18 protein-coding genes are annotated in these 22,795 nt (G+C 36.6%); 3 read left to right on the top strand and 15 right to left on the bottom strand.

Going from position 1 to position 22,795, the window contains the following annotated elements; genetic code table 11:
* Window positions 1–7: 7 nt before the first annotated feature.
* From JNUCC76_RS04375 to JNUCC76_RS04355, 5 genes are all read right to left on the bottom strand, one after another.
* Window positions 8–1,846 carry a beta-glucoside-specific PTS transporter subunit IIABC gene (locus tag JNUCC76_RS04375; protein ID WP_454156127.1) on the bottom strand — a complete coding sequence of 613 codons (1,839 nt, stop codon included), beginning with the start codon at window positions 1,844–1,846 and terminating at the stop codon, window positions 8–10.
* A gap of 96 nt (window positions 1,847–1,942) precedes the next feature.
* Complete coding sequence (locus JNUCC76_RS04370; RefSeq protein WP_454156125.1) at window positions 1,943–2,803, bottom strand: PRD domain-containing protein; 861 nt, start codon at window positions 2,801–2,803, stop codon at window positions 1,943–1,945.
* Window positions 2,804–3,030: 227 nt separating this feature from the next.
* Window positions 3,031–4,713 carry a glycoside hydrolase family 13 protein gene (locus JNUCC76_RS04365; protein ID WP_454156123.1) on the bottom strand — a complete coding sequence of 561 codons (1,683 nt, stop codon included), beginning with the start codon at window positions 4,711–4,713 and terminating at the stop codon, window positions 3,031–3,033.
* A gap of 3 nt (window positions 4,714–4,716) precedes the next feature.
* On the bottom strand, window positions 4,717–6,081 hold the full coding sequence (locus JNUCC76_RS04360) for an SLC45 family MFS transporter (RefSeq protein ID WP_454156121.1): 1,365 nt from the start codon (window positions 6,079–6,081) through the stop codon (window positions 4,717–4,719).
* A gap of 102 nt (window positions 6,082–6,183) precedes the next feature.
* Window positions 6,184–7,854: a glycoside hydrolase family 13 protein gene (locus tag JNUCC76_RS04355; RefSeq protein WP_454156119.1), complete on the bottom strand. Its 1,671-nt coding sequence runs from the start codon at window positions 7,852–7,854 to the stop codon at window positions 6,184–6,186.
* A gap of 109 nt (window positions 7,855–7,963) precedes the next feature.
* Here JNUCC76_RS04355 and JNUCC76_RS04350 point away from each other — a divergent pair, with 109 nt between their 5' ends.
* Window positions 7,964–8,971, top strand: a complete 1,008-nt coding sequence (locus tag JNUCC76_RS04350) for a LacI family DNA-binding transcriptional regulator (RefSeq protein ID WP_454156117.1) — start codon at window positions 7,964–7,966, stop codon at window positions 8,969–8,971.
* 51 nt (window positions 8,972–9,022) lie between these two features.
* Here the strand turns inward: JNUCC76_RS04350 and pgmB are convergent, their stop codons facing one another.
* The 7 genes from pgmB to JNUCC76_RS04315 all read right to left on the bottom strand — a co-directional run bounded on the left by pgmB (window position 9,023) and on the right by JNUCC76_RS04315 (window position 18,350).
* Complete coding sequence (gene pgmB / locus JNUCC76_RS04345; protein WP_454156116.1) at window positions 9,023–9,709, bottom strand: beta-phosphoglucomutase; 687 nt, start codon at window positions 9,707–9,709, stop codon at window positions 9,023–9,025.
* 16 nt (window positions 9,710–9,725) lie between these two features.
* Window positions 9,726–11,984 carry a glycoside hydrolase family 65 protein gene (locus JNUCC76_RS04340; RefSeq protein WP_454156114.1) on the bottom strand — a complete coding sequence of 753 codons (2,259 nt, stop codon included), beginning with the start codon at window positions 11,982–11,984 and terminating at the stop codon, window positions 9,726–9,728.
* A gap of 50 nt (window positions 11,985–12,034) precedes the next feature.
* Window positions 12,035–13,387, bottom strand: a complete 1,353-nt coding sequence (locus tag JNUCC76_RS04335; RefSeq protein WP_454156113.1) for an SLC45 family MFS transporter — start codon at window positions 13,385–13,387, stop codon at window positions 12,035–12,037.
* Between the two features lie 106 nt (window positions 13,388–13,493).
* Complete coding sequence (locus JNUCC76_RS04330) at window positions 13,494–14,447, bottom strand: LacI family DNA-binding transcriptional regulator (protein WP_454156111.1); 954 nt, start codon at window positions 14,445–14,447, stop codon at window positions 13,494–13,496.
* A 2-nt stretch (window positions 14,448–14,449) separates the two neighbouring features.
* On the bottom strand, window positions 14,450–15,436 hold the full coding sequence (locus tag JNUCC76_RS04325; protein ID WP_454156109.1) for a LacI family DNA-binding transcriptional regulator: 987 nt from the start codon (window positions 15,434–15,436) through the stop codon (window positions 14,450–14,452).
* 106 nt (window positions 15,437–15,542) lie between these two features.
* Window positions 15,543–17,069 (bottom strand): alpha-L-arabinofuranosidase C-terminal domain-containing protein, encoded by a 1,527-nt coding sequence (locus JNUCC76_RS04320; protein ID WP_454156107.1) that lies wholly within the window; start codon window positions 17,067–17,069, stop codon window positions 15,543–15,545.
* A 27-nt stretch (window positions 17,070–17,096) separates the two neighbouring features.
* Window positions 17,097–18,350 carry an MFS transporter gene (locus JNUCC76_RS04315; RefSeq protein WP_454156105.1) on the bottom strand — a complete coding sequence of 418 codons (1,254 nt, stop codon included), beginning with the start codon at window positions 18,348–18,350 and terminating at the stop codon, window positions 17,097–17,099.
* 151 nt (window positions 18,351–18,501) lie between these two features.
* Here JNUCC76_RS04315 and JNUCC76_RS04310 point away from each other — a divergent pair, with 151 nt between their 5' ends.
* The gene (locus JNUCC76_RS04310; RefSeq protein WP_454156103.1) at window positions 18,502–19,611 is read left to right on the top strand and encodes a helix-turn-helix domain-containing protein; all 1,110 of its coding nucleotides are present in this window, start codon (window positions 18,502–18,504) and stop codon (window positions 19,609–19,611) included.
* Window positions 19,612–19,645: 34 nt separating this feature from the next.
* On the opposite strand, the gene JNUCC76_RS04305 is transcribed toward JNUCC76_RS04310, so the two are convergent.
* The 3 genes from JNUCC76_RS04305 to JNUCC76_RS04295 all read right to left on the bottom strand — a co-directional run bounded on the left by JNUCC76_RS04305 (window position 19,646) and on the right by JNUCC76_RS04295 (window position 21,508).
* Window positions 19,646–20,488: a DUF1129 domain-containing protein gene (locus tag JNUCC76_RS04305; protein WP_454156101.1), complete on the bottom strand. Its 843-nt coding sequence runs from the start codon at window positions 20,486–20,488 to the stop codon at window positions 19,646–19,648.
* Window positions 20,475–20,822: a PadR family transcriptional regulator gene (locus tag JNUCC76_RS04300; RefSeq protein WP_260342222.1), complete on the bottom strand. Its 348-nt coding sequence runs from the start codon at window positions 20,820–20,822 to the stop codon at window positions 20,475–20,477. Before JNUCC76_RS04300 ends, JNUCC76_RS04305 begins: the two co-directional genes overlap by 14 nt.
* A 113-nt stretch (window positions 20,823–20,935) precedes the next feature.
* Complete coding sequence (locus tag JNUCC76_RS04295; protein ID WP_454156099.1) at window positions 20,936–21,508, bottom strand: TetR/AcrR family transcriptional regulator; 573 nt, start codon at window positions 21,506–21,508, stop codon at window positions 20,936–20,938.
* A 139-nt stretch (window positions 21,509–21,647) separates the two neighbouring features.
* Here JNUCC76_RS04295 and JNUCC76_RS04290 point away from each other — a divergent pair, with 139 nt between their 5' ends.
* Window positions 21,648–22,769: an alpha/beta fold hydrolase gene (locus JNUCC76_RS04290; protein WP_454156098.1), complete on the top strand. Its 1,122-nt coding sequence runs from the start codon at window positions 21,648–21,650 to the stop codon at window positions 22,767–22,769.
* Window positions 22,770–22,795 lie beyond the last annotated feature (26 nt).

The following is a 22,795-nucleotide window of genomic DNA, read 5'->3' as shown; positions in this document are numbered from 1 at the left end:
TCTCCTTTTATAATGCTTTCAGTTGTAGCAACCAATTTTGGTTAGCTACCGTATCTTGTGTCTCGGTGATTTCGTAATCTGCTGTATTTGTGATAATAACCATCACCGTTGGATCATATCCAGCTGCCTGAATAGCTTGACGGTCAAAGGTTATTAACGGCGTACCAACAGAGACCTTTTGTCCTTGTTCAACTAATTGATTGAAATGCTTTCCATTCAGTTGCACGGTGTCAATTCCTACATGAATTAGTACTTCTACACCACCATTAGAGATTAAACCAATTGCATGTTTACTTGGATAAACGGCAGCTACTGTACCTACTATTGGTGAAACAATTTGATCATCATCAGGTACGATAGCAATACCTTTACCCATTGCGCCACTAGCAAAAACCTCGTCCTTTACTGATTCTAGTGGAATAATGGTGCCAGACACAGGAGCAATGACTAGGTCATCTTGAACTTCTTCGGTTTTTTTAGTGTCTGCTTTACTGTCTTTTGGTTGGCTAGGTACACCGAATAGATAAGTAGCAACTGCTGACAAAACGAAGGCGACAACCAAACCAACAACCACACTAGCAAATCCCTTACCCAAATACGTAGGTAAGGCTAATAAACTAGGTAAGGTAAAAGCATTCGCATGCGCGCCGCCCCCACCAGCAATGGCACCACCGATACCACCGGCAATCGCTGCGAAAATAAATGGTCGCTTTAATTTAAGTGTAACACCATAAATGGCTGGTTCAGTAATGCCTAGTACACCAGTGAGGACTGATGATCCTGCTAAAGATTTCATCTTAGCATCTTTTGTTTTGAGGAACACACCAAGTGCAGCCCCCGACTGTGCTAAAACAGCAACACTTAACATTGGTAGCAAGTAATCATACCCTAACTGACTGATATTATTTGTCATAACTGGCACGAAAGTCCAATGTACACCGAAGATAACAAATACTTGCCACAAAGCACCCATTACAGCACCAGCAGCATAAGGTGCCACACGGTAAACACTTTCGACTGAGGATGATAACACGGTTCCAACACTAGTACCTAATGGACCAACAACCAATAATGTGACTGGTACCATAATCATCAAACTGACCATCGGTGTAAAGATATTACGAACAGAATCATGGAAAAACTTATCCAAAATTGGTTGCAAATAAGATAACATCCAAACTGCCAACAAGATTGGTATAACACTCGAACTGTATGTTGTTCCGACAACAGTCAAACCGAAGAATGTTACAGGCTTACTTCCTGCCAATAATGTAATCAAATTTGGATAAAGTAACGCACCAGCCAAAGCTGCTGCAACATATTGATTCACTTTCAGATGCGCTGCAGCTGTGAAGGCTAGCCAGACTGGTAAGAAGTAGAAGAATGCGTCACCAGCGGCATACCAAATTTGATAAGTTCCACTGGACTCTTGCAACCATCCGAGTGTCACAAAAAGTGCCAATAAACCTTTCAAAACACCGGTTCCGGCCATTGCTCCTAAGAAAGGCGTGAAAACACTTGAAATAAAACCAATGAAGCGATTAACAATATTTTCTTTCTTTTTTTCTTCTTGATTATCGCTCTGAGCTTCATCTCTTGCTAATCCAATTGCATCGGCCAATGGTTCAAAGACCCGTGCAACGTTGTTTCCAATAACTACCTGGTATTGACCCGCTGATTTAACAACAGTAATCACACCATCCATATTTTCTATTTTTTCAGTGTCTGCCTTGCTTTCATCTTTTAACTTAAACCGCAAACGCGTAGCGCAATGCCAAGCGGATCCAATATTATCTTTGCCACCGACACCAGCCAATATATTATTAGCCAAAACTCCATAATCCATTTTTTCTACCTCGTTATGTTGTAAAATAAAAACCCAAAAAACATCACACATGATATCTTTTGGGTTTTGCCTAATTAAATAGTTACAATCCCTATTTTAAATTGAAGAATCCACAATTCTTTGCAGATGCATAGTCAAGTAAACTTGTTCGTTGACTCCTGTTTGTTGTTTCGTTTGTTGTTCAAAATAGTTAATTACACGTTGTGCACATTGATATGAACTTGTGTAACGCTCCCGCAAATTTTCTGATAAATGCTGCGACATTACATTGTCAAAACTATTCTCACCTTTTTGAACATGGTTTTCATCTAATAATCGATCTACGAAGAAACGCAAATGAACAATTAATCTCTGATAATTGAGATTAGAAGAATCAATATCAGGTAATAAATCATGACGAATCAATGTTAATGCACTCTCAATGAGTTGCGTCATGTTGGTTGCTTTTTCATTGAAGTTTGGGCCAGCACGCTTTTCAACAAACTTCAAAGCAATAAAACCCACCTCATCTTCAGGTAATTGCACACCCATTTGTTCATTAATAAAAGCTACAGCGAGTGCACCAATACGATATTCATCAGGGTAAAAGTGTTTTGTTTCCCATAATAGTTCATTTTTAATGGGCAAGTTTTTTTGTAAGCGTTCTACCGCAAACTGTATGTGATCAGCTAGTCCAATTAACAAGTATCCGTCAAATGACAGGCCTAAACTTTTTTCCGCAGTTGAAATAATATGTGAGGCGATTTCAACATAATCCGACGAAATTGTATCGACCATTTCGTTAAACATTCTCGTCCAATTTTCATCTTGCGGATAATAAGTTTTTTCAATTTTACTCGAATCAACTGTATTACCTATTTTTTGCTTGAACCCAACACCGCGCCCAACGATTACTAATTCCTGTTCGCTATTTTCAGCTAGTAGAACATTATTATTAAAAATTCTTTTTACCAGCATGACTCACTCCTATATTTTGAAAATAAAAAACCAAATAATAGTTCCCCATCACCATCGCTTATCGAAAGGTGTATAGTTTCCCTATCATTTGGTTTTGCCCACCGCAACTTATTCAGTGGTTACAATCCAACTTTATATTGTTATTATATATCAAAATGAAAGCGTTTACAACAATTTAAATAAATTATCTTACAATAAAAATTTAATGTCATTCATCAAGCAAAATGCTATTTTTCAAACTGATAAACTTTAGACTCGTACGGACGAAGTGTTTCCGCCTTGTCATCAGCATAATTGCTAATCAAAATTTTTGCATTTGTGGGTACACTATAATCTCGTGTAACAATGTTGTCAGTGAAGTTATTGATAACAAGCAGTTGTTCGTTATTCCCCACACGTCGGTACGTATAGACTTGCTCGTCTTCTGGATCCAACAACTGATACTTGCCGGTAGTGATAATTGGCAAATCATGACGTAATTGAATTAGTTTTTGATAATAGTAAAATATAGAACCCTTGTCAGCTAGTGCTTGCTCAACGTTTATTGCGTCATAATTATCGTTTAATTTGAGCCATGGCGTGCCTGTTGTAAATCCTGCATTCGCTGTACTGTCCCATTGCATCGGCGTACGTGCATTGTCGCGTCCTTTCGCATGTACGTACTTCAACATTGTGTCTTCGTCAATCAAATGATCCTTGTCAATTAAATACTTAAAAGCATTTTTGATTTCAACATCATCGAAATCTTCACGTTGCAAATTATAGGCATTTGTCATTCCAATTTCTTCACCCTGATAGACATATGGTGTCCCTTGCATAAAGTGTAATAAGGTCGCAACCATCTTTGCTGAAACCACACGATACGCTGCTCGGTCATCCCCATAGCGGCTTACTGCTCGTGGTTGATCATGGTTATCCCAATAAAGCGAATTCCAAGCTTTACCGGCTAAATCATTTTGCCATTTGGATAAGTTTTCCTTCAGGGCAATCAGAGAAACTTTTTGATCATACCACTTTCCCAAAGCTGGATTTGGATTATTATCAAGTCCCATATGTTCAAATTGGAAAACCATATTTAATTCTGATTCATCTGTGTTTGCATACTTAATTGCGTTATCAATATCAACGCCAGATGCTTCACCAACAGTCATCATATCAGCTCTCTTTAGAACTTTTTCACGCATTTCTTGCAAATATTCGTGAACATGTGGCCCATTAGCTACTGCCTTATCTGAATTACCATACTCTCCACCTTCAGGTATCTCACCGTCTGGTAAACCATCTGGTTTTGATATCAAAGAAATAACATCCATTCGGAAGCCATCAATTCCCTTATCAACCCAAAAGTTCATCATGTCAAATACTGCCTGGCGTACTTCCGGATTTACCCAATTCAAATCGGGCTGTCCTTCAACAAACAAATGTAAGTAATACTGCCCGGTTTCTTCGTCAAATTTCCATGCTGGCCCGGAAAAGAATGAGCCCCAATTATTTGGCTCATGTCCATCAACCGGATCACGCCAAATATAAAAGTCACGCTTATCATTATCTTTTGAGGAACGGCTTTCAATGAACCATTGATGTTGATCTGATGTGTGATTAACGACCAAATCCATCAAAATTTTAATGCCTTTATCATGGGCTTTCTGAAGTAATCGATCAAAGTCTTGTATTGTGCCAAATTTTGCATTAATATCTTCATAATCAGAAATATCATAGCCATTATCTTTGTCAGGTGAAGCATATATTGGATTTAACCAAATGACATCTGCACCCAAGTTTTTAATATAATCTAACCTTTGTTCTATGCCTTGAAGATCACCAATACCATCTCCATTTGCATCTTGAAACGATCGTGGGTAAACCTGATAAACAACTGCTTTCTGCCACCACTTAATATCTTCTGTCATTTTTCATTCTCCTTTTTGTGTCACATCTACTTGTGTTTTTTCTTCTTTAACAATCCAAATTAAACAACCACCAATCATCAGAAAGACGCCTGCAATTGCTAACATGTGGGCCATTGATTTTCCGACGGCTGGAAAAATAGCGAAACTTGCTACCGAAGCAACAATTTGAGGGATACAGATAAAGCAATTAAACAGACCTAGATAAACGCCATCATGTTTACCATCCAATGCGTTCGTCAGAATAGTAAATGGAATCGAAATCAATGCAATCCAACCAATACCGATTAATACAAAGCCAATTAACGACGACGCATGAGTATGCCCATAAGCTACGATAATAAATCCTAAACCACCAGCTATCAAACTTAAGAAATACGTCATTTTTCTTGTCTTATCGTTTAATCTTTGAAATAAAATACCCACTACTATTGCAACAACCGAATACACTGCCTGCAGAATACCAAACCAGTTACCTGCTGCTTGGTAGCCCGCAGATGCAGGGTCTGAAACGTGCCAGATATTTTCTGACAGAGCACCAGTAGAATAAGTCCACATGTATGGAATACCAAACCAGACAAAGAATTCAACAATGCCTAAGGTCCAAAAAACTTTTGGCGCGTGTTTTAAAATATCAATAAACGACTCGTGTGTCTTATCATCAGATTTAAATCCGTGGTAATATGCCAAGGTTTCCGGATCATACTCTTTTACGTTCATAATGGTAAAAATAGTTGACAATAACAATATTGCAGCTGCGACATAAAATGAAATTTTAACTGAATCAGGTACAACCCCACGTGCTGCAGTGTTAGCAACACCAAACGAAGTTAAGATAAATGGGAAAACAAAGGCAATCACGCCACCCAAACTTCCCCATATATTTTGTAAGCTCCATGCTTTGTCAGTTTGCTTTTCATTGACCATATCAGGAATAATCATCTTAAAAGGCTGCATTGAAACGTTTGCGGACAAGTCCATGAACAATACCGTTATCGCACCAAACCACAAGGCTGTCATTGATCCATAACCAAAACCAAATGAACCTGTGTTAGGCAATAATAGTAAAACAATCAATGATACTAAACACCCACCAATGAGGTAAGGCATTCGCCGACCAAATTTATGCAACCAAGTCTTGTCAGAAAACAGACCAATTAAAGGCTGCGTAATCATACCTGCCAAAGGAGGCAAGATAAAGAAAAATCCTAATTTTGTTGGATCGGAACCTAAGGTCTGGAATATCCTTCCCATATTACCAGTTTGAACCGAGAAGGCAACTTGAACACCTGCATAACCAAAAGTCATTAAAAATAGCTGCATGCTAGTCAGCATTGGAAGCTGTCCCTTTTTATGTTCGTTAGTACTCATTATATTCACTCTCCTTAATTAAGTGATGCTATAAAAATATAGAATATTCAAACCCTCACCCCTTTATTAAGTAACCGCTTACATTTTACTGAAGGAAAAGAATCAAAACAAATATACTTTTGATTCATAAGGTCTGAGTGTATCACCTTGGTCATCTGCATAATTACTTATAACTAATTGTGCAGATTGGGTTCGATCGTAATGACGTGTTTGCTTTTGATCAGTAAAGTTACTAATAACTAGCAATTGCGTATCTTTATCAATACGCTTGTAAGCGTAGACAGATTCGTCTTCTAGATCCAACACTTCATACTTTCCGGTCGTGATAATAGGTAACTTTTGCCTCAAGGCGATGAGCTTTTGGTAAAAATGAAAGATTGACTGTTGATCAGTTAATGCATCTGCCACATTGATGGTCTGGTAATTAGGATTAACACTTAACCATGGGTGACTATCAGTGAATCCGGCATTTTTAGTGTTATCCCATTGCATTGGTGTTCGTGCATTGTCTCTTGAAGAATGATGAACATAAGACATCATTTTATCGGCAGTAACTCGTTTTTGTTGAACAACTAAATCATTATATGCATTCAAGGTATCAATATCTCGGTAGTCTTTAATGGATGGTAGGTCAATATTGGTCATACCAATTTCTTCACCTTGGTAAATATAAGGTGTTCCCTGCATAAAATGTAAAGTTGCGGCCAACATTTTAGCAGATAATACGCGATATTCATCTGAATCATTTCCAAATCGTGAGACTACTCTTGGTCGATCATGATTGTTCCAATAAAGACTGTTCCAAGCCTTACCATACAAATCATTTTGCCATTTGGATAAAATACGTTTTAAATCAACTAACTTGAAACGTTCATCACTCCACTTACCTAGTCCCTCGTGACTATTATCGATTTCTGTATGTTCAAACTGGAAAATCATTTGTAACTCACGCGAATCAAAACCGGCATATTTCATTGCATCACTTGTTGATACGCCTGGCGTTTCACCAACGGTAATGATGTCATGTTTTGACAATACCTCTTTATTCATCTCTTGTAAATACTCATGAATATTTGGTCCATTAGCAACAAAATCCATCGATGAGCCATGATTTTCTAAGGTGACATTTGGATCATTTGGTAAATCTGATGGTTTTGAAATTAGGTTGATAACATCCATGCGGAAACCATCAACACCTTGATCTAACCACCATTTCATTATGTCGTAAATATCTTGTCGCAAATCAGGGTTATCCCAATTAAGATCTGGTTGTTTTTTTGAGAATAAGTGTAAATAATATTGTTGTGTATTACTGTCAAATTCCCATGCTGATCCACCAAAGTCTGATAACCAGTTATTAGGTTCGTGTCCATCCACAGGATCTCGCCAAATATAATAATTACGATAAGGATTATCCTTATTTTTACGACTCTCTTTAAACCATTGATGTTCATCAGAAGTATGGTTGACGACCAAATCCATCATAATTTTTAGCCCTAAATGATGTGCTACCTCAAGCATTTCTTGAACATCTGCCTTTGTTCCAAACTCTGGTAAGACTTCACGATAATCACTAATGTCATAGCCATTATCATCATTTGGCGACTGATAAATTGGACTTAGCCAAATCACTTGGACACCAAGATCTTTCAAATAAGGTAATCGTTCAATAATGCCGGGTATATCTCCCACACCATCTCCGTTACTATCTTGAAAGCTTCTTGGATAAATTTGGTAAACAACTGTATTCTGCCACCACTGCACTTTTCCCATAATAACCATCCTTATCATTACTAAAAAATTTTTTGGGTAAACGTTTACGCAACTACATTGTAAACGCTTCCATATTGAAAGTCAACCTTTTTAGGTTATAATAATTGATATGGCTATCACTATTAAAGACATTGCAGATAAAGCTGGTCTTTCACCGGCATCCGTATCTCGAATTTTAACTAATCGAGGTCGTTTTAATGCGGATACAGCAAAAAGAGTTCGTGAACTTGCGGAATCAATGGGTTATCTTAAGAATCAATCAGCAGCTGATTTATCACAAAAACAAAGTCGCGTTATTGGCGTGTTAGTACCAAGCGAGCATACTAATTTTGCTGATGAAATTATTAAGGGCATGCGATCTAAAGCGTATGAGCTCAACTATGAATTACTCATCGCCTTTGTCGATGTAAACAAAGAACAACAGCTGCAAACCGTTCATTCTTTGTTATCTCGAAAAGTGCTGGCAATTGTCATGTTGGCAGTGGATATTGAAATCGCTGACCCAGTTTTTAACTTGTTGACCAGCACTGGTGTCCAACTTCTTAGCGTTTCAAATCAATTAAACAATGAAATCCCTTCAATTTCCTCTGATAATTATGATATGATGCACCAAATTGTTGATTATCTTTACGAAAATGGCCACGAAAAAATTTCGCTTATTGGTGCTTCTAATCCAAATTCAATTGTTGCTAAGTTACGAAGACAAGGATTTATTGACGCACTTACAAAGCACGGAATTAAACATCATCCCGATTTCATATGGGGGACAGAGAATGCTTACCAAACCGGAATGGATGCTATCAAACATTTTGGTACCCCGTTACCTTTTACAGCAGCAATTGGTTCGGCTGATATTATCAGCGTTGGCATCCTCAATGGTGCTAAAGATGCTCAAATTGATGTCCCCAAAGACTTATCTATCATAACAATTGACGGTACTGAAATAGCACAAATAACCCGACCCATTCTCAGTGCTGCCAAACAGGATTTTCAATTAATGGGACAGTTAGCTATTTCGGCACTAGATGAACAGGAATTAGCGCCACATGCTGTTTTCTTTACAGAGACTAAAATCGTCCCATCAGGCACAGTGACAAAACTTGACAAAAATAATTAGCACAGTAAAAAATCATTAAAGCTTATTTCTAGTAGCTTTAATGATTTTCTTTTAGTTGGATTTAATTTTGTCCATTTTATATTGAATACTTTGCAAAGTGACATCGGCAGTCGAACTGAAAATCAAATCAGCAGCCGATAAAACAACTGCATTACCAATTGCCAACGATATTTGACCAGCACCATTAATTGACTCGATGCCGGCTGCTGAATCTTCTAATCCAATGACTTGATTGGGTGACAGTTCTAGCACTTCTGCAGCCCTAACAAAAATTTCAGGATCTGGTTTTCCTTTTGTCAGTGTTGCTGGATCTACTATTCCAACAAAATCATTTGCTAATCCCAAATGATCAAGGATCATAGGAGCGTTTTTTGAGGCTGAGGCGATAGACATTTTGTACCCTGCGACTTTAGCCGACTGAATAAAACTTTTCATCCCCGGCAATATGTCTTTCTCCGTTAATGTTGCAATTAGTCGTTGATAGAAATAATTTTTCTTTTCAGCGAGTGCTTCTCTATCAGCTTGTGAAAAATCATCCGCATGATTACCCGCGTCTAAAATCATTTGCAATGATTCCATGCGACTAATACCTTTGAGTGATTCAGCCAAGTGTGGTGTCCAAGTTGTGCCGACTTCATCAGCAGTCTGATGCCAAGCTTGTCCATGAAATCGAGCTGTATCTGCAATGACCCCATCTAAATCAAAAGCAAATCCCTTAATATCTTTGAATTTCTGCATTGATTTGTCCTCCTTATTATCTCGTTAACGTGACTTGCTCACCCAATAAATTAATCGTAAGTGGGTCACCAGAAATCAGTTGGACATCTGTACCTTCTTTGTCAACCGTCACTTCCAAAACATGACCACGGAAAACCAAACGGAAAGCGTATTTTGTCCAATTTTTAGGCAAAAATGGCTTTAAATGTAATTCGTCATTTCGTACTCGCATTCCTGCAAATCCCTGCACGATTGCCAACCATGAACCGGTCATCGCAGTAATATGCAACCCATCATCAGTATCATTATTGTAATTATCCAAATCCAATCGCGCAGCGCGTTCATACATTTCAACAGCTTTGTCAGCCATTTGTAAATCAGCAGCCAATATCGCATGAACTGACGGTGATAATGATGATTCGTGCACAGTCAATGGCTCATAAAAATTAAAATTGTTACGTTTCTCTTCTTCAGTAAAGGCATCAGGAAAATAGAACATTGCGTGCAAAGTGTCAGACTGCTTAATGTATGGCGATCGTAATATTCGATCCCAAGACCAGTTCTGGTTGATTGGACGAATATTTTGTGGCATATCAGCAATCGGGGTTAAATCTTTATCCAAAAATGTATCATGTTGTACAAAAATATGTTTTTTGCCATTCTTTGTATCAACATCAGCTTCTGGTAAATACATTTTAGTAACAATATCTTGCCATTGAACCAACTCTTCATCGGTAATAGCTAACTTTGTCTTTTGCATATCATTAATTTCGTCATAGTGATCAAGCGAATACTGTAAGACCCATTTAGCCATCCAATTAGTGTAGTAATTATTATTAACATTATTTTCATATTCATTGGGTCCAGTGACACCGTGAATCATATACTGATCATTGCGTTTTGAATAGTGAACGCGGTCAGCCCAGAAACGCGCGATGCTGTAAAGTACTTGCGCTCCATCCCCATCTAACCAAGAGTGATCTCCGGTAATATTTGTATAATTATAAATCGCATAAGCAATAGTTGAATTACGGTGAATCTCTTCAAATGTTATTTCCCACTCATTATGAGATTCAATACCATCAAAAGTCACCATAGGATAAAGCGCGCCTTTTAGACCTTGTTGTCTGGCATTATGAAAGGCACCATCAAGTTGATCAAAACGATATTGCAACAGTGATCTTGTAACTGATGGATCAGCAACACCAAGATAGACCGGAATGGCAAAAGCTTCTGTGTCCCAGTACGTTGCACCACCATACTTTTCACCGGTAAAGCCTTTCGGTCCAATATTTAGCCGTGAATCATTACCATAATACGTTGAGAAGAGGTGGAACAAATTAAAACGAATACCTTGTTGCGCAGCATCATCACCTTCAATTTGAACGTCAGCCTTCTCCCACCGTTTCAACCATTCTTGCGCATGGTCTTCATATATTTCTTGATAAGATTTTTCTAAAACTTTGTCCGTCAACGTTGTCCCAGCATCTATAGTTTCTTTTAAACTATCGTAATCTCGAGAAGTGGTTACGATGACACGCTTTTCAAAATTTACTGTGCCACTAGTTGGTACCTCAATATCAAAGTTATCAGTAACTTCTTTTGTTCCACGATTAGAGCCGTGCTTTTCGCCACCAATGAAGCTTTGACGAGCAACCACTGTGAATTGTGGCACACCAAATGGATTCTCAATGGTTTGTGTGGCAATAAATGACGATGCGACACCATTACCGGCATCTAAGACTTGCCAAAATTTTTCGTCATAATTAGCATCTTCATTGACTACATCAGCATCAATGCTAGCATCAAAACGAATATTATGCTTATATCCATCTGCAGATGTAAAAGTATAATGAATATCTGCTAGTTCTTTAAACGCAGCTGAAACGAAACGCGATACTTGAACTTCAACGCCAAAGACTGTAAATCGACGATTCAAAACGCCATGTTTCATGTCTAAGGATACTTCAAAATTCTGAAATTCATTCTTGGCTAAATCAATTTGATGCCCATCAACATAAATATCTGCTTTAACAAAATTCAAAGCATTGATAGCTTTTCCAAAGTATAGTGGGTATCCGTTTTTCCACCAGCCAACTCTTGTTTTATCTGGAAACCACACACCGCCAATATAGATACCTTGATGTGTATCGCCTGAATAAACTTCTTCAAACATACCACGCATACCCATATATTCGTTTCCCAAACTAGTCATAGATTCCTGTAAGCGTTTGTCTTCAGGATTTAAATCATGCGTGGTAACTGTCCAAGGGTTAACTTCAAAGATTCTTTTCATTATTTTTATGCCTCATTCTTCTTTGCGGTAACGTTATTTCATTAACTATATTAATCTGCATTCACTGGATTACTATGAATTTCCTTAATAAAACCAACACTGATTGCACCCAATAGCATCAAAACACCTGAAACCAAGATCATTGATGGAAAATGTGATCCTAATGCTGGAAATACAACAAAACTTGCAACTGACGCCACAATTTGTGGTAAGCATATAGAGCCATTGAATAGCCCTAGATACGTACCCATGTGATCGCCGTTCAATGCATTAGTAACCATGATAAATGGATAAGCCATCATCCCTGCCCATGAAATACCAATCAAAATGAAAGATGCAATTAAAAGATATTGTGAATGGATAAAGAAAACTGAAACGAATCCTGATGCCCCTAATAGCAGCGACAAAGCATACCCAAATTTATTTTTTTCAGCCGGAATTTTAGACAATACTAACGACCAGAGTACGGCAGCTATCGCATAAACTGCCGACAAAATGCCAAACCAGTTTCCACCATTTTGATAACCTGCTGTTGTTGGGTCGGTTGCACGAAAGACATTATCTGCAACTGCGCCTGTACCGTATGTCCACAAATATTGGAAAGCCATCCAGCAAAAGAATTGTGTCACAGTAACCATCCAAAATGTTTTTGGTGCGCGCTTCAATAAAGTTAGAAACCCACCATTATTATCATTTGGCGTGTTTAATGCGTAACCATGATAAAGCTCGTAAGTTCCGTCATCGTATTCTTTCACGTTGAATACCGCAACTAGTGAGAAGACAACTAATACAACTGCACCAACGTAAAAGGAAATAATAACCGAAGCTGGAACCTGTCCTTTGCCAGCGGTATTAGCAACCCCAATTGCTGTTAACAAGAACGGAAAAATTGTGGCTAGTACGGAACCTGTATTTGATAAGAAACTCTGAATAGAATAGGCGTATGATTTTTGATCTTCATTAACCATATCACCAACAACCATTTTAAAGGGTTGCATAGCTACATTTGAACTAAGATCCATAAATAAAATCGTTATTGCACCAAACCATAATGCTGCGGTTGTAGAAAATCCAAAGCTACCAGAATTTGGTAACAAGAACATCACTATAACCGAAACTACCGCTCCAACTAACAAGTACGGCATGCGTCGCCCAAAACGTTTAGTCCAAGTTCTATCTGAAAAATAACCAACCAAGGGTTGAACAAATAGTCCAGCCAAAGGTGGCAATATGAAGAAAAAACCAAGTTTTGTTGGGTCAGCACCCAATGTTTGGAAAATTCTTCCCATTTGTGAACTTTGCAAGGAAAAAGCCATTTGCACACCTAAGAACCCAAAACTTAACATCCAAATTGTGCTAAGCGGCAAATTAGGTAATCCCTGCCCTTTATGCTTTTCATCCATTATTTCTGCCTCCAAAATATTATTTTTGTAACCGTTTACATTGAACAGTATAAAGCAGTCGATAAATATTTGGAAGCGTTTGCACGATGTTAACGGTAACATCATTTCATTGCGTTGAATCGCGGATAATTAGTTCTGGCGTAATATTAACTTCAATTTTGGTATTTTCTTCATCAGACTCAACTCGGTTTACTATCTCCTTGACCAAATTTTTTGCAATTAATGCAAGCGGTTGCCTAATTGTCGTTAATTGTGGTGAGGAAATTTGGTCAATAAATACACCATCGAATCCAATTACCCCAAAATCAGTTGGCACTTCATAAATACGTGTCAAGGATCTGACAACGCCCAAAGCAATACGATCTGTCGCGCAGACAAAACCGGTATTTGATTGAATACTTGTCACCATATTCGTCATTAATATATCCGCCGAGTGGGCATGATTTTCTGTCGCAAAAACTTTTTGACTCTTACCATATTTATTCATGACCGAACGATAACCTAACGCCCTCTGTTTAGCAAATGGTAAGTCAATTGCAATTCCAATGTACCAAATATCCTGATAACCCCTGTCTATCATATATTGCGTCGCCATCTCAATTCCTTGTTTATTATGAACGTCAACATAAGAAAGACATGAATTTTCTGGTGCTACACCATACAAAATAATTGGCACAGTCACTAATGATAAACTCTCTAAGTCTGTTTGACGCCAGCCACTAACAATCATCCCGTCAATATTGTTTGTATTGGCAGCTAAATCAGTACTTATTTCGAGCGTGTAGCCACTCTCTTGGAGATAATTTGCAATATGAATCAATAACTTGGCGTAATTTGGTTCAACTGTTGTGACATCCTCCAAGAGTAAAAATCTAATCACATACTGACGCCTATTCACAAGCGCTTTTGCCATACGATTTGGTTCATACCCAACCTCCTGAATTGCTTTCCCTACAAGCTCTTTCAGTTCTTCTGAAACTTGTTCCGGGTGGTTGATTACACGACTAACTGTCATTTTAGATACATGGGCATTCCGCGCAACATCATTTAAGTTCGCCATTACTATTCACCTACTTTTGGTATACGATACGGAACAATGACACTGGTAGCTTCAGTTCTCTCTAGTAGCGATTGCTGGTCATTAAATAACAATCGAACTGCTTCACTTCCGAGAGTCCTTGGTAAGACATCAACAGAATAAAAGTTTTTCCCTCCCAAGCGGGCGTATTCAGAGCAGTTGAATGATATTGTTGGTAATTTAGGATGACTGGGCAGATGAGCTTGTGCTTGATTACGTACCAAGTAACCAAGTTTATCATCACTAGCAACTATTCCGTCAATCGTTTGATGTTGCTCAAAATATTTCTGTAAAACCTGTTTTTGTTGCGTGAATTCCAAGGGTAAAGATAAAACATCACCTTCTTCTTGTGCTTCACGAAAACCCTGTTCGCGATTTTCTTCAAAACGCCAATCTGCCATTGTTCTAACAAATAGTGGTGATTTTAATTGAAAATAGTTGACTAAAGTCTTAGTAGCTTCAGCACTTGCTTTACGATTATCGTTATCTACATACAAAACATTTGTAGCACTTTCTGGCTCACCCGTAACCACAACACGCGCATGATTTTCACTAAGCAGTTCTGTGATTGGATCATTTTCAACTGTATATAATAAAATAAAACGCCTTACTTGTCCGGCCTCAACCATCATTTTCACCGAATTAAATACTTCTAACCAATTACTGCCTGTGGCTGTGGTTAATAAATATCGCCGTGCAATTAATTGAGAATTAATTCCAAATAAAATTTGCATGGCAAAATCATTATCTGTATTGCCTTCTGATTGAGGTTGAAATACAACACCAACCGTATTACTTTCAGTTTGTGTTAAGTTTCGCGCAGCAAAATTGGGTGTATATCCCATATCTTGTGCCACTTTCTTAATACGCTCTTTAGTTTTTAAACTGATTTTAGGTGAATCACCCAAAGCACGTGATACTGTTGAAATCGCCACACCAGTTCTATTTGCGATATCTTGTATTGTTACCATACACGACCTCCTGTTCACGTTATTTTAACATGAAAAAGATTGAGACACCTGTCTCAATCTTTTTTGAAAGATACTAATTACTTCAAATTTTTCATTTAATGTGCGCCTAACTTAATTCAAGTTTAAAGACAGAAATTGACATTGGTTTTATGTCAATATTTGACAGCTCATTCGAAGAAACATCATCATGTTGTTCCACAATCGATGAACGCAAATGATTGGGATTCTCAAACGTATTCGTCTCATGCATGTCATTGGCTGCTAATTCTTCCCTTTGATAACGACTTACCTGACCAGGTAGGTCAATATTGATATTAATTGTTTCAGTCAGGTCAAAATTAATCACATTTAAATAAATTATTTTATCTTTTATTGATGCAAAGAGCTTAATGTGATCACTACTCTGATCTGCTACATTAACATCTAAGACATCATTACCTCTATGCACTTTGTACATTTTGAAAATATCATATACTGGTGTTAGTACAAATTTTTTACCATCAGTTAATATCAATGCATTCAATACATTAATTGTTTGTGCCATACTAGCCATTTTAACTTTGTCAGCATTAGAATGAAGAATATCTAAAATGATTGCCGTTGTTATCGCATCACGCATTGTATTTTGCTGATACAATGCTTTCTCTTCGAAAAAGGCTTTTCCGTACCAATTACCCCATTCACCTAAAATCAAATCAATCTTTTCTAGTTTTTGATCAAACTCTCCTTCAGGCTCTGGCATTTGATCTAAACCATCCTGAATCAAATCATATTGTTCTTTAAGTATGTCTTCTAATTCCATTGCACCACTAATTACTTGGTACCAGTCATCGGCATTAAAATCTGTTGCTGATGCAGAAAACTCTTTCCCTAAGTACCAGTTATACCAGTGCAAGTCATATCCATCAACTTTCGGTGGACGAGCCTTTGCTAATTCTCTCATCACACTGCTAGTCCAATAACGACGCTCTTTTGGCTTATTAGCATCCGCGCCACTTAAAATAAAGTATCTCGAATCTTCTGAAAACTGATTCAATGCAAACGTTGGTGCCGCAGTTGCAAATTTTCGGTAATCAGCAACGTATTGCTCAGGGGTCATCATGCCGCCACCACCCCAAACTTCATTGCCAATTCCCCAAATATTCACATTATAAGGTGCTTCATGACCTGAGTTCTTTCTTTTTTGTGATAAATAACTTGCTTGCTTACGATTAATATATTCCATCCATTCAGACATTTCCCGAGCAGACCCAGTCAACAAATTAATATTAATCCATGGCTCAGAGTGAATCAGTGATGCAAATTCTAAGAACTCATCTGTTCCAAATTCGTTTGTTTCAACGCTGTATGTTCCAAATCCTTCATTAAATACCTTTTTCCTTTTTTTGCCTACACCATCTTTCCAATTGTAATGATCGGCAAACACGCCACCAGGCCATCTTATGATTGGTGGTTCAATTTCTTTTAAGGCATTAATGACATCTAATCGCATACCATTAATGTTTGGAATTTTGCTTTCTTTCCCAACCCAAATACCATCATTTATGGCATTACCGAGGAATTCAATAAACTGACCATGTAAACGTGGATTAATTTTTGTCTCATCTTGACGTTTTTGTATTTTAACTTTCATTTTTCCTCCAGAATTTTTGATTTATCATTATTTTGTTGAACGAATCATTTGGATAAATACACAGGCAATTAATGCAAAAGCAATGGCAGTTGGGAACACATAACCATAACCACCCATAACTACTAACGCACTGGTTACAATGGGTCCAACTGTTTGACCCAGCGTTGTGGCAATGTTCAAAATTCCTAAATCCTTACCCGCAGTTTCTTTTGAAGGTAAGACATCAATGTTCAATGCTTGATCCACGGCACCATATATGGCATAGCCTAATCCAGCAAAACCAGCAAACAGCATCATTGAGAATGTTGATTGAAGCACCCATGGAAGCAAGAAACCAATCACCATCAGGATAGAAGCTATAATAACTGGCAGCTTTCTCCGGCCCATTTTATCAGATATAATTCCTGATACAAATGAACCAACTAATGCAACAATCAAAGTAATTACTGACATCACTGAAATTGTTGCAGCAGCCGATGTAGTACTTAATCCAATGTAGCTTTGCAAAATATAGAGCTGATAATTGTAAATCATGTAGTAACTGAAAATAAGTAGACTACGCCCTATAAATGCTAACCAAAAGTCTCTCGCACCCTTAATAGGTGGCCGAAATGATTCTAAGATATCCTTAAAACTGTTATTAACAGGAGCCATACTCTTCGAAGACTCTTCACGTGGCCAAACAATAACTGTCAAAATCCCAGAAACTGCCATTAGTATACCTGCTAGTGCAAAACCGGGTAACTGTCTTGTAATAAATAACGCGCCAATCAACACGCCTACGGAACTACCAACAGTGGTTCCTGCTGACATTGATGCTGACATTGTGCCCCGCAAACTTTCTGGAACACGGTCAGACAATGTCGATATTGCTGGAGCAATCATCATGTTTAGACCAAACATGGCTAGACAGTAGAAAAATCCAATGAGCCAAATACTATTTAGAACACCCATTAAAAATAAAGAAGCGCCACCAAGAATACCTCCTACAAAAATCCATGGTGTTCTACGCCCAAATGTTGAGCGGGTACGATCTGAAAAATTACCAAATATTAGATTGGAAACTAACGATGAAATAGCTGTTACAGCATTCAAAACACCAAAAATTGCCACAGAGCTAGTAGCTCCAACTAAATTTTTCAAATGTTGTGGCAAGAGAACTGATGCAATAATTGCTAGGGCTCCCATCCATAAGAATGAGAAGAGGAAAAAACTCACAACAAAACGTATTCTATATAATTTGCTCAAACCATTATACAAAACATCATTTTTTTTACTCATGTGATTATCCATCATGATACCTTCCTTTAAAAAGTAGATGAGTACTTTAGGTTGATTTTTTTGTAAGCGCTTACTATAATGAAATAATAAGTCTTCAGTTGAAAAAAAAATTGTGTTTTCTAACTTTTTTTTGTTAAAAACGGGGTTAATTATGTTAGCAGAAACTTTAAAAGCAATTCAAGAATTAATCACTGACAAAATATTTATGCAAGACACACACAATAATGTGATATTTGGTGATGAAGATCTCTTAAATCAACTTAACAATCAACTACATTTTCACAAAGCTCTTTTGGAAAATTCCTCTTCACCACTATTTTATCCAATTGTACATTCTGATTCTTCTCACTATGATGGGATTTTGGCCATATTTTCAATAAAAACATATCACTTGTTTCTATATGGTAAACCTACCCTATCAGAAAGCAACTCTTCAACATATCTTTTGTTGAATCTCTATCAAAAATACCGTGCAATACTAGCAATAATATATAATGAAATTCCCAAGAATAATGGGACAATTAACATTAAAGCTCCAGATGATGGTATCAGTTTGTTAGAGTATTCCTCTCGTTTACAAACGCATCACAGTTATTTAGATGAACAAGCATTACTAAGCACTATCAAAACTGGTGATAAACAAATTGTCATCAATGCTTACAAACAATTTCAGGTTAAAAATGAGCACGAATCATTTTTAGCAATGAAGAATAATCGATTACGTCATGAAAAAAATATGCTCATTATTGTAGCAACCTTAGCCACACGTGAAGTAATTCAAGCTGGTGTGAATGAAAAAAAAGCTTATTTATTGTCTGATCAATGGATAAATACAATTGAAAAATATACCACTGTTGAAGACATCATTAATCAAAACGTTCGGTTAAATATTCTCCTCAATTTTGCTAATTTGGTCAAAACCCTGAAGTATAGAAAATTAAGTCACTTAGTATTTGAAATACAAACCTATATTCAAATCCATATCTATGAGAATTTATCTATTATAGATATTGCCAAACAATTCAAATATAGTCAAAACTACCTATCCACACGATTCAAAAAAGAAACAAATCAAACACTCAAACAATACATTATTGAAGCAAAAATTGAAGAAGCAAAACGTTTATTACTTTCAACACAACTATCCTTAATCGATATTTCAACGTTACTTAATTTTAAAGATTACACACATTTTTCCCATACCTTTAAACGTTTAACAGGAACATCCCCAAAACAATTTATGTCGACAAAAAAGTACTGATAGATATGAACTTTACACATCAGTCAGTACTTTTTTATTTTGTTTGCTTTGCTAATTTTCTAGCTGCGATAATATTGAATAGACAAAATAAAATAAACAATATTGTAGTTATTCCAGCTACTAAATATCGACCATTTTTTGTATGTAGCAATGAATTACCATAAGCTGGTATTCGTGTGACAATACCCATTATTCCTGCACCAGCTAAAAAAATGACAACTGGCCAGCCAAAAGTTTTATCTTTCTGTCGAAAAAAGAAGACAAGGCCAATAATTAAGGTAATTATAATAACTATAATGCCAATCCATCCATCTAAGCTTATTTGAATTGGTGTGTGTACAAACGTTTTTATGATAAATAAGGGTGCAAACAATAAACTGATTGTAAACCACAATACAAAAATCTTGGCATACTTATTCTTCATTTTTCGATTAGCTGTATATATTGTTGAAGCAACATACTTCAATACTACAATAACGCTAATAATTGAGTATATCCCGCACAGTACGAGTGCGCCAACATCCAAAGGTGTTCCTGCAGTCATTAAAGACGGCAAAAAAGATGAACCTATATAAGCTGCCACAATGTATAACGCTAGCTTGACGCCTTCCCAAATATTAGATGGCATTGCCAACAAAATTTCATCCGCAAGTTCTTTAGGATTTTTACCAAAATATTCTTCTGCAGTTAAGCCATCATTTTGGGCGTCAATTATATCTTGTAATATGTTCAGAAGTTGCACTTCCATTTTATTTTCATCACGTGTTAACCCTCCAATTCTAATGTAAACTAATATATTTTCATAAAAATTTTTATTTTTTGTATTTAACTGTACTCGTAATTGATTATTTGCCTCAATCATTTCACTGGTTTTCATCTTGATTATTCTCCTCTACTAGCTTGTCAACAGCATGCTTTAAAAAATGCCATTCTTGCATAAAGTTTTGCTTTGCCTGCTCTCCTTCTGATGTAACAAAATAATATTTACGATCCGGCCCATCTAGTGATACTTCCATTTTCCCTACAATTAATCCGCGTCTTTCCATGGCTGTTAATAAAGGATAAATAGTTCCTTTCGGGATATCTTCTAAGCCATATTCATTAATTTGTTTACTAATACCGTAACCATAATCCGGCCGTTTTGCCAAAATCATTAACATGATTCCTTGAAGAATACCTTTTAACATCTGACTGGATATATTTTGTTTCATGATGTATCCTCTCAATTAGTATGTTTAACATACTAGTAGTATAAAATAATGTCACTAATATGTAAAGCATATTAGTGACACAATTAAAACTTATATAAATTAAGAATGGGTATTTACTGCTTAACGTTAGAAATAATCACCTCTTGCATTAAATTCATAAAATCAGATTGCTCTTCAAGAAGATTTTTGTTCTCAGCATGTTTTAACGTAAAAGAAATTGAAGTCAATGCAAGATCAGCATAAATTTGGGACAAGAAAGCAACTGAAAAACGATTATTCATTTTTTGTTTTGACAAGAAAGAGTGGGCATTATCGTATAATATTTTGTGAAAACAATCTTGAACACTATGTACATCGTGTTCGAGCGACATTAAAATCAATAGATCACTATCTTGGTTAGCCATATCTTTAATAATTTTGTTAAAGATTTCAAAGGTATCTTTCTGCTGCACTGCTTCAAATCTTTGTTGGATTTCACAATTAAACTGCATAGCGTACTCATCAACAACCTTGTCAATGACATCAAACTTGTCGACATAGTGATCATAAAAAGTTGATTTACTAATCAAAGCTTCATCACAAATTTTTTTAACAGTTATCTTTGAAATACTCGTGGTCGCCAACAACCGCATCATCGTTTTAGTAATCAATTTCTCTGTTTTGATAACCCTTTTGTCTTTTGACACAATGCTAACCCCCTATTTATACATCAATAATATCATACTGTTTTCTTTTTTCAGTATGATATCGTTCTTTATTACCGCTTTTGCCAGTTGTATTTTACCTTCATCATGTCAAAATGTACTTAAAAGAAGGAGAAACAATATGTTTAAACAATATGTTAAAAACGAACAATTCAATCTGCAAATCAACCGATTCATCAATGATGAATACGAGGATGATCAAAAAGTACAGGAAGACTTAAAAAGTATCATTCCCCAATTAAAAGATGAAGAGTCTTGGTTCAAAGCTTGGAATGATAAAGCTATTGCAAGAGAACAAGATGATGATTTTTCTATCGCATCAACTTATTATCAGGCTTCTGAGTTTTATTTGTCGCCTGAGGATCCCCGAGATGAAAATGCTTATCAAAAGTATCGAGAAAACTTTTATAAAGGGTTCAACGACTTTGAATACGAAAGATATCAAGTACCTTATGAAAACGGTTATTTACCAGTTGTAAAACTAGTCACACCAAACGCCACTAAGAATCTATTGCTTTTTGCCGGGTACGATTCATACATGGAAGAGATGGTCAAAATGTCAAAATTCTTGAAGGGAATTGATTATAATATTTATGTTTTTGATGGTCCGGGGCAAGGAACTGCGTTACGTCAAGGAATTCACCTGATACATAATTGGGAAAATCCGGTAAGCGTCATATTAGATTATTTCAACCTTAAAAGAGCTAGTGCAGTTGGTATGTCATTAGGTGGATATTTAGTTATGCGTGCCGCTGCCTTTGAAAAACGATTGGACAAAGTTGTCGCATTTGATATTTTCTATAGTTTCTTTGATGCATTACGTATTCGAATGCCCTATGATCAAATTACTAAAATCGAACAACTACTAGCTGCTAAAGATGCCAAAACAGTTAACCTTATGTTAAAAAATATGATAGCCAATGATCTAGATTTAAATTGGAAAATTAATAAGGGTATGGAAAACGTTGGCGTTCAATCACCTTACGAACTATTAAAACAGTTCCAAAAATATAATATGGAGCCGATTATGCCACTTATTAATCAAGATGTTCTGTTGCTAGCTGGCGAAAATGATCAATATGTTCCAAGTAGTCGCTTAGTAGAAATTGATAGCAAATTAATTAATGCTGCTTCCGTCAAATCAATTATGTTTGACAAGGCATCTGGTGGTGATCAACATTGTCAAGCGGGTAATCGACAATTAGGATTTAATGCTATAAAAGAATTTTTATCGAATAAATAGCTAAATATAAAAAGCAGAAAAATAAA

It is taken from the genome of Leuconostoc sp. JNUCC 76, assembly GCF_053667755.1.
Note: the sequence above shows the minus strand (reverse complement) of the source record. Positions and strands in the feature narration are given on the sequence as shown.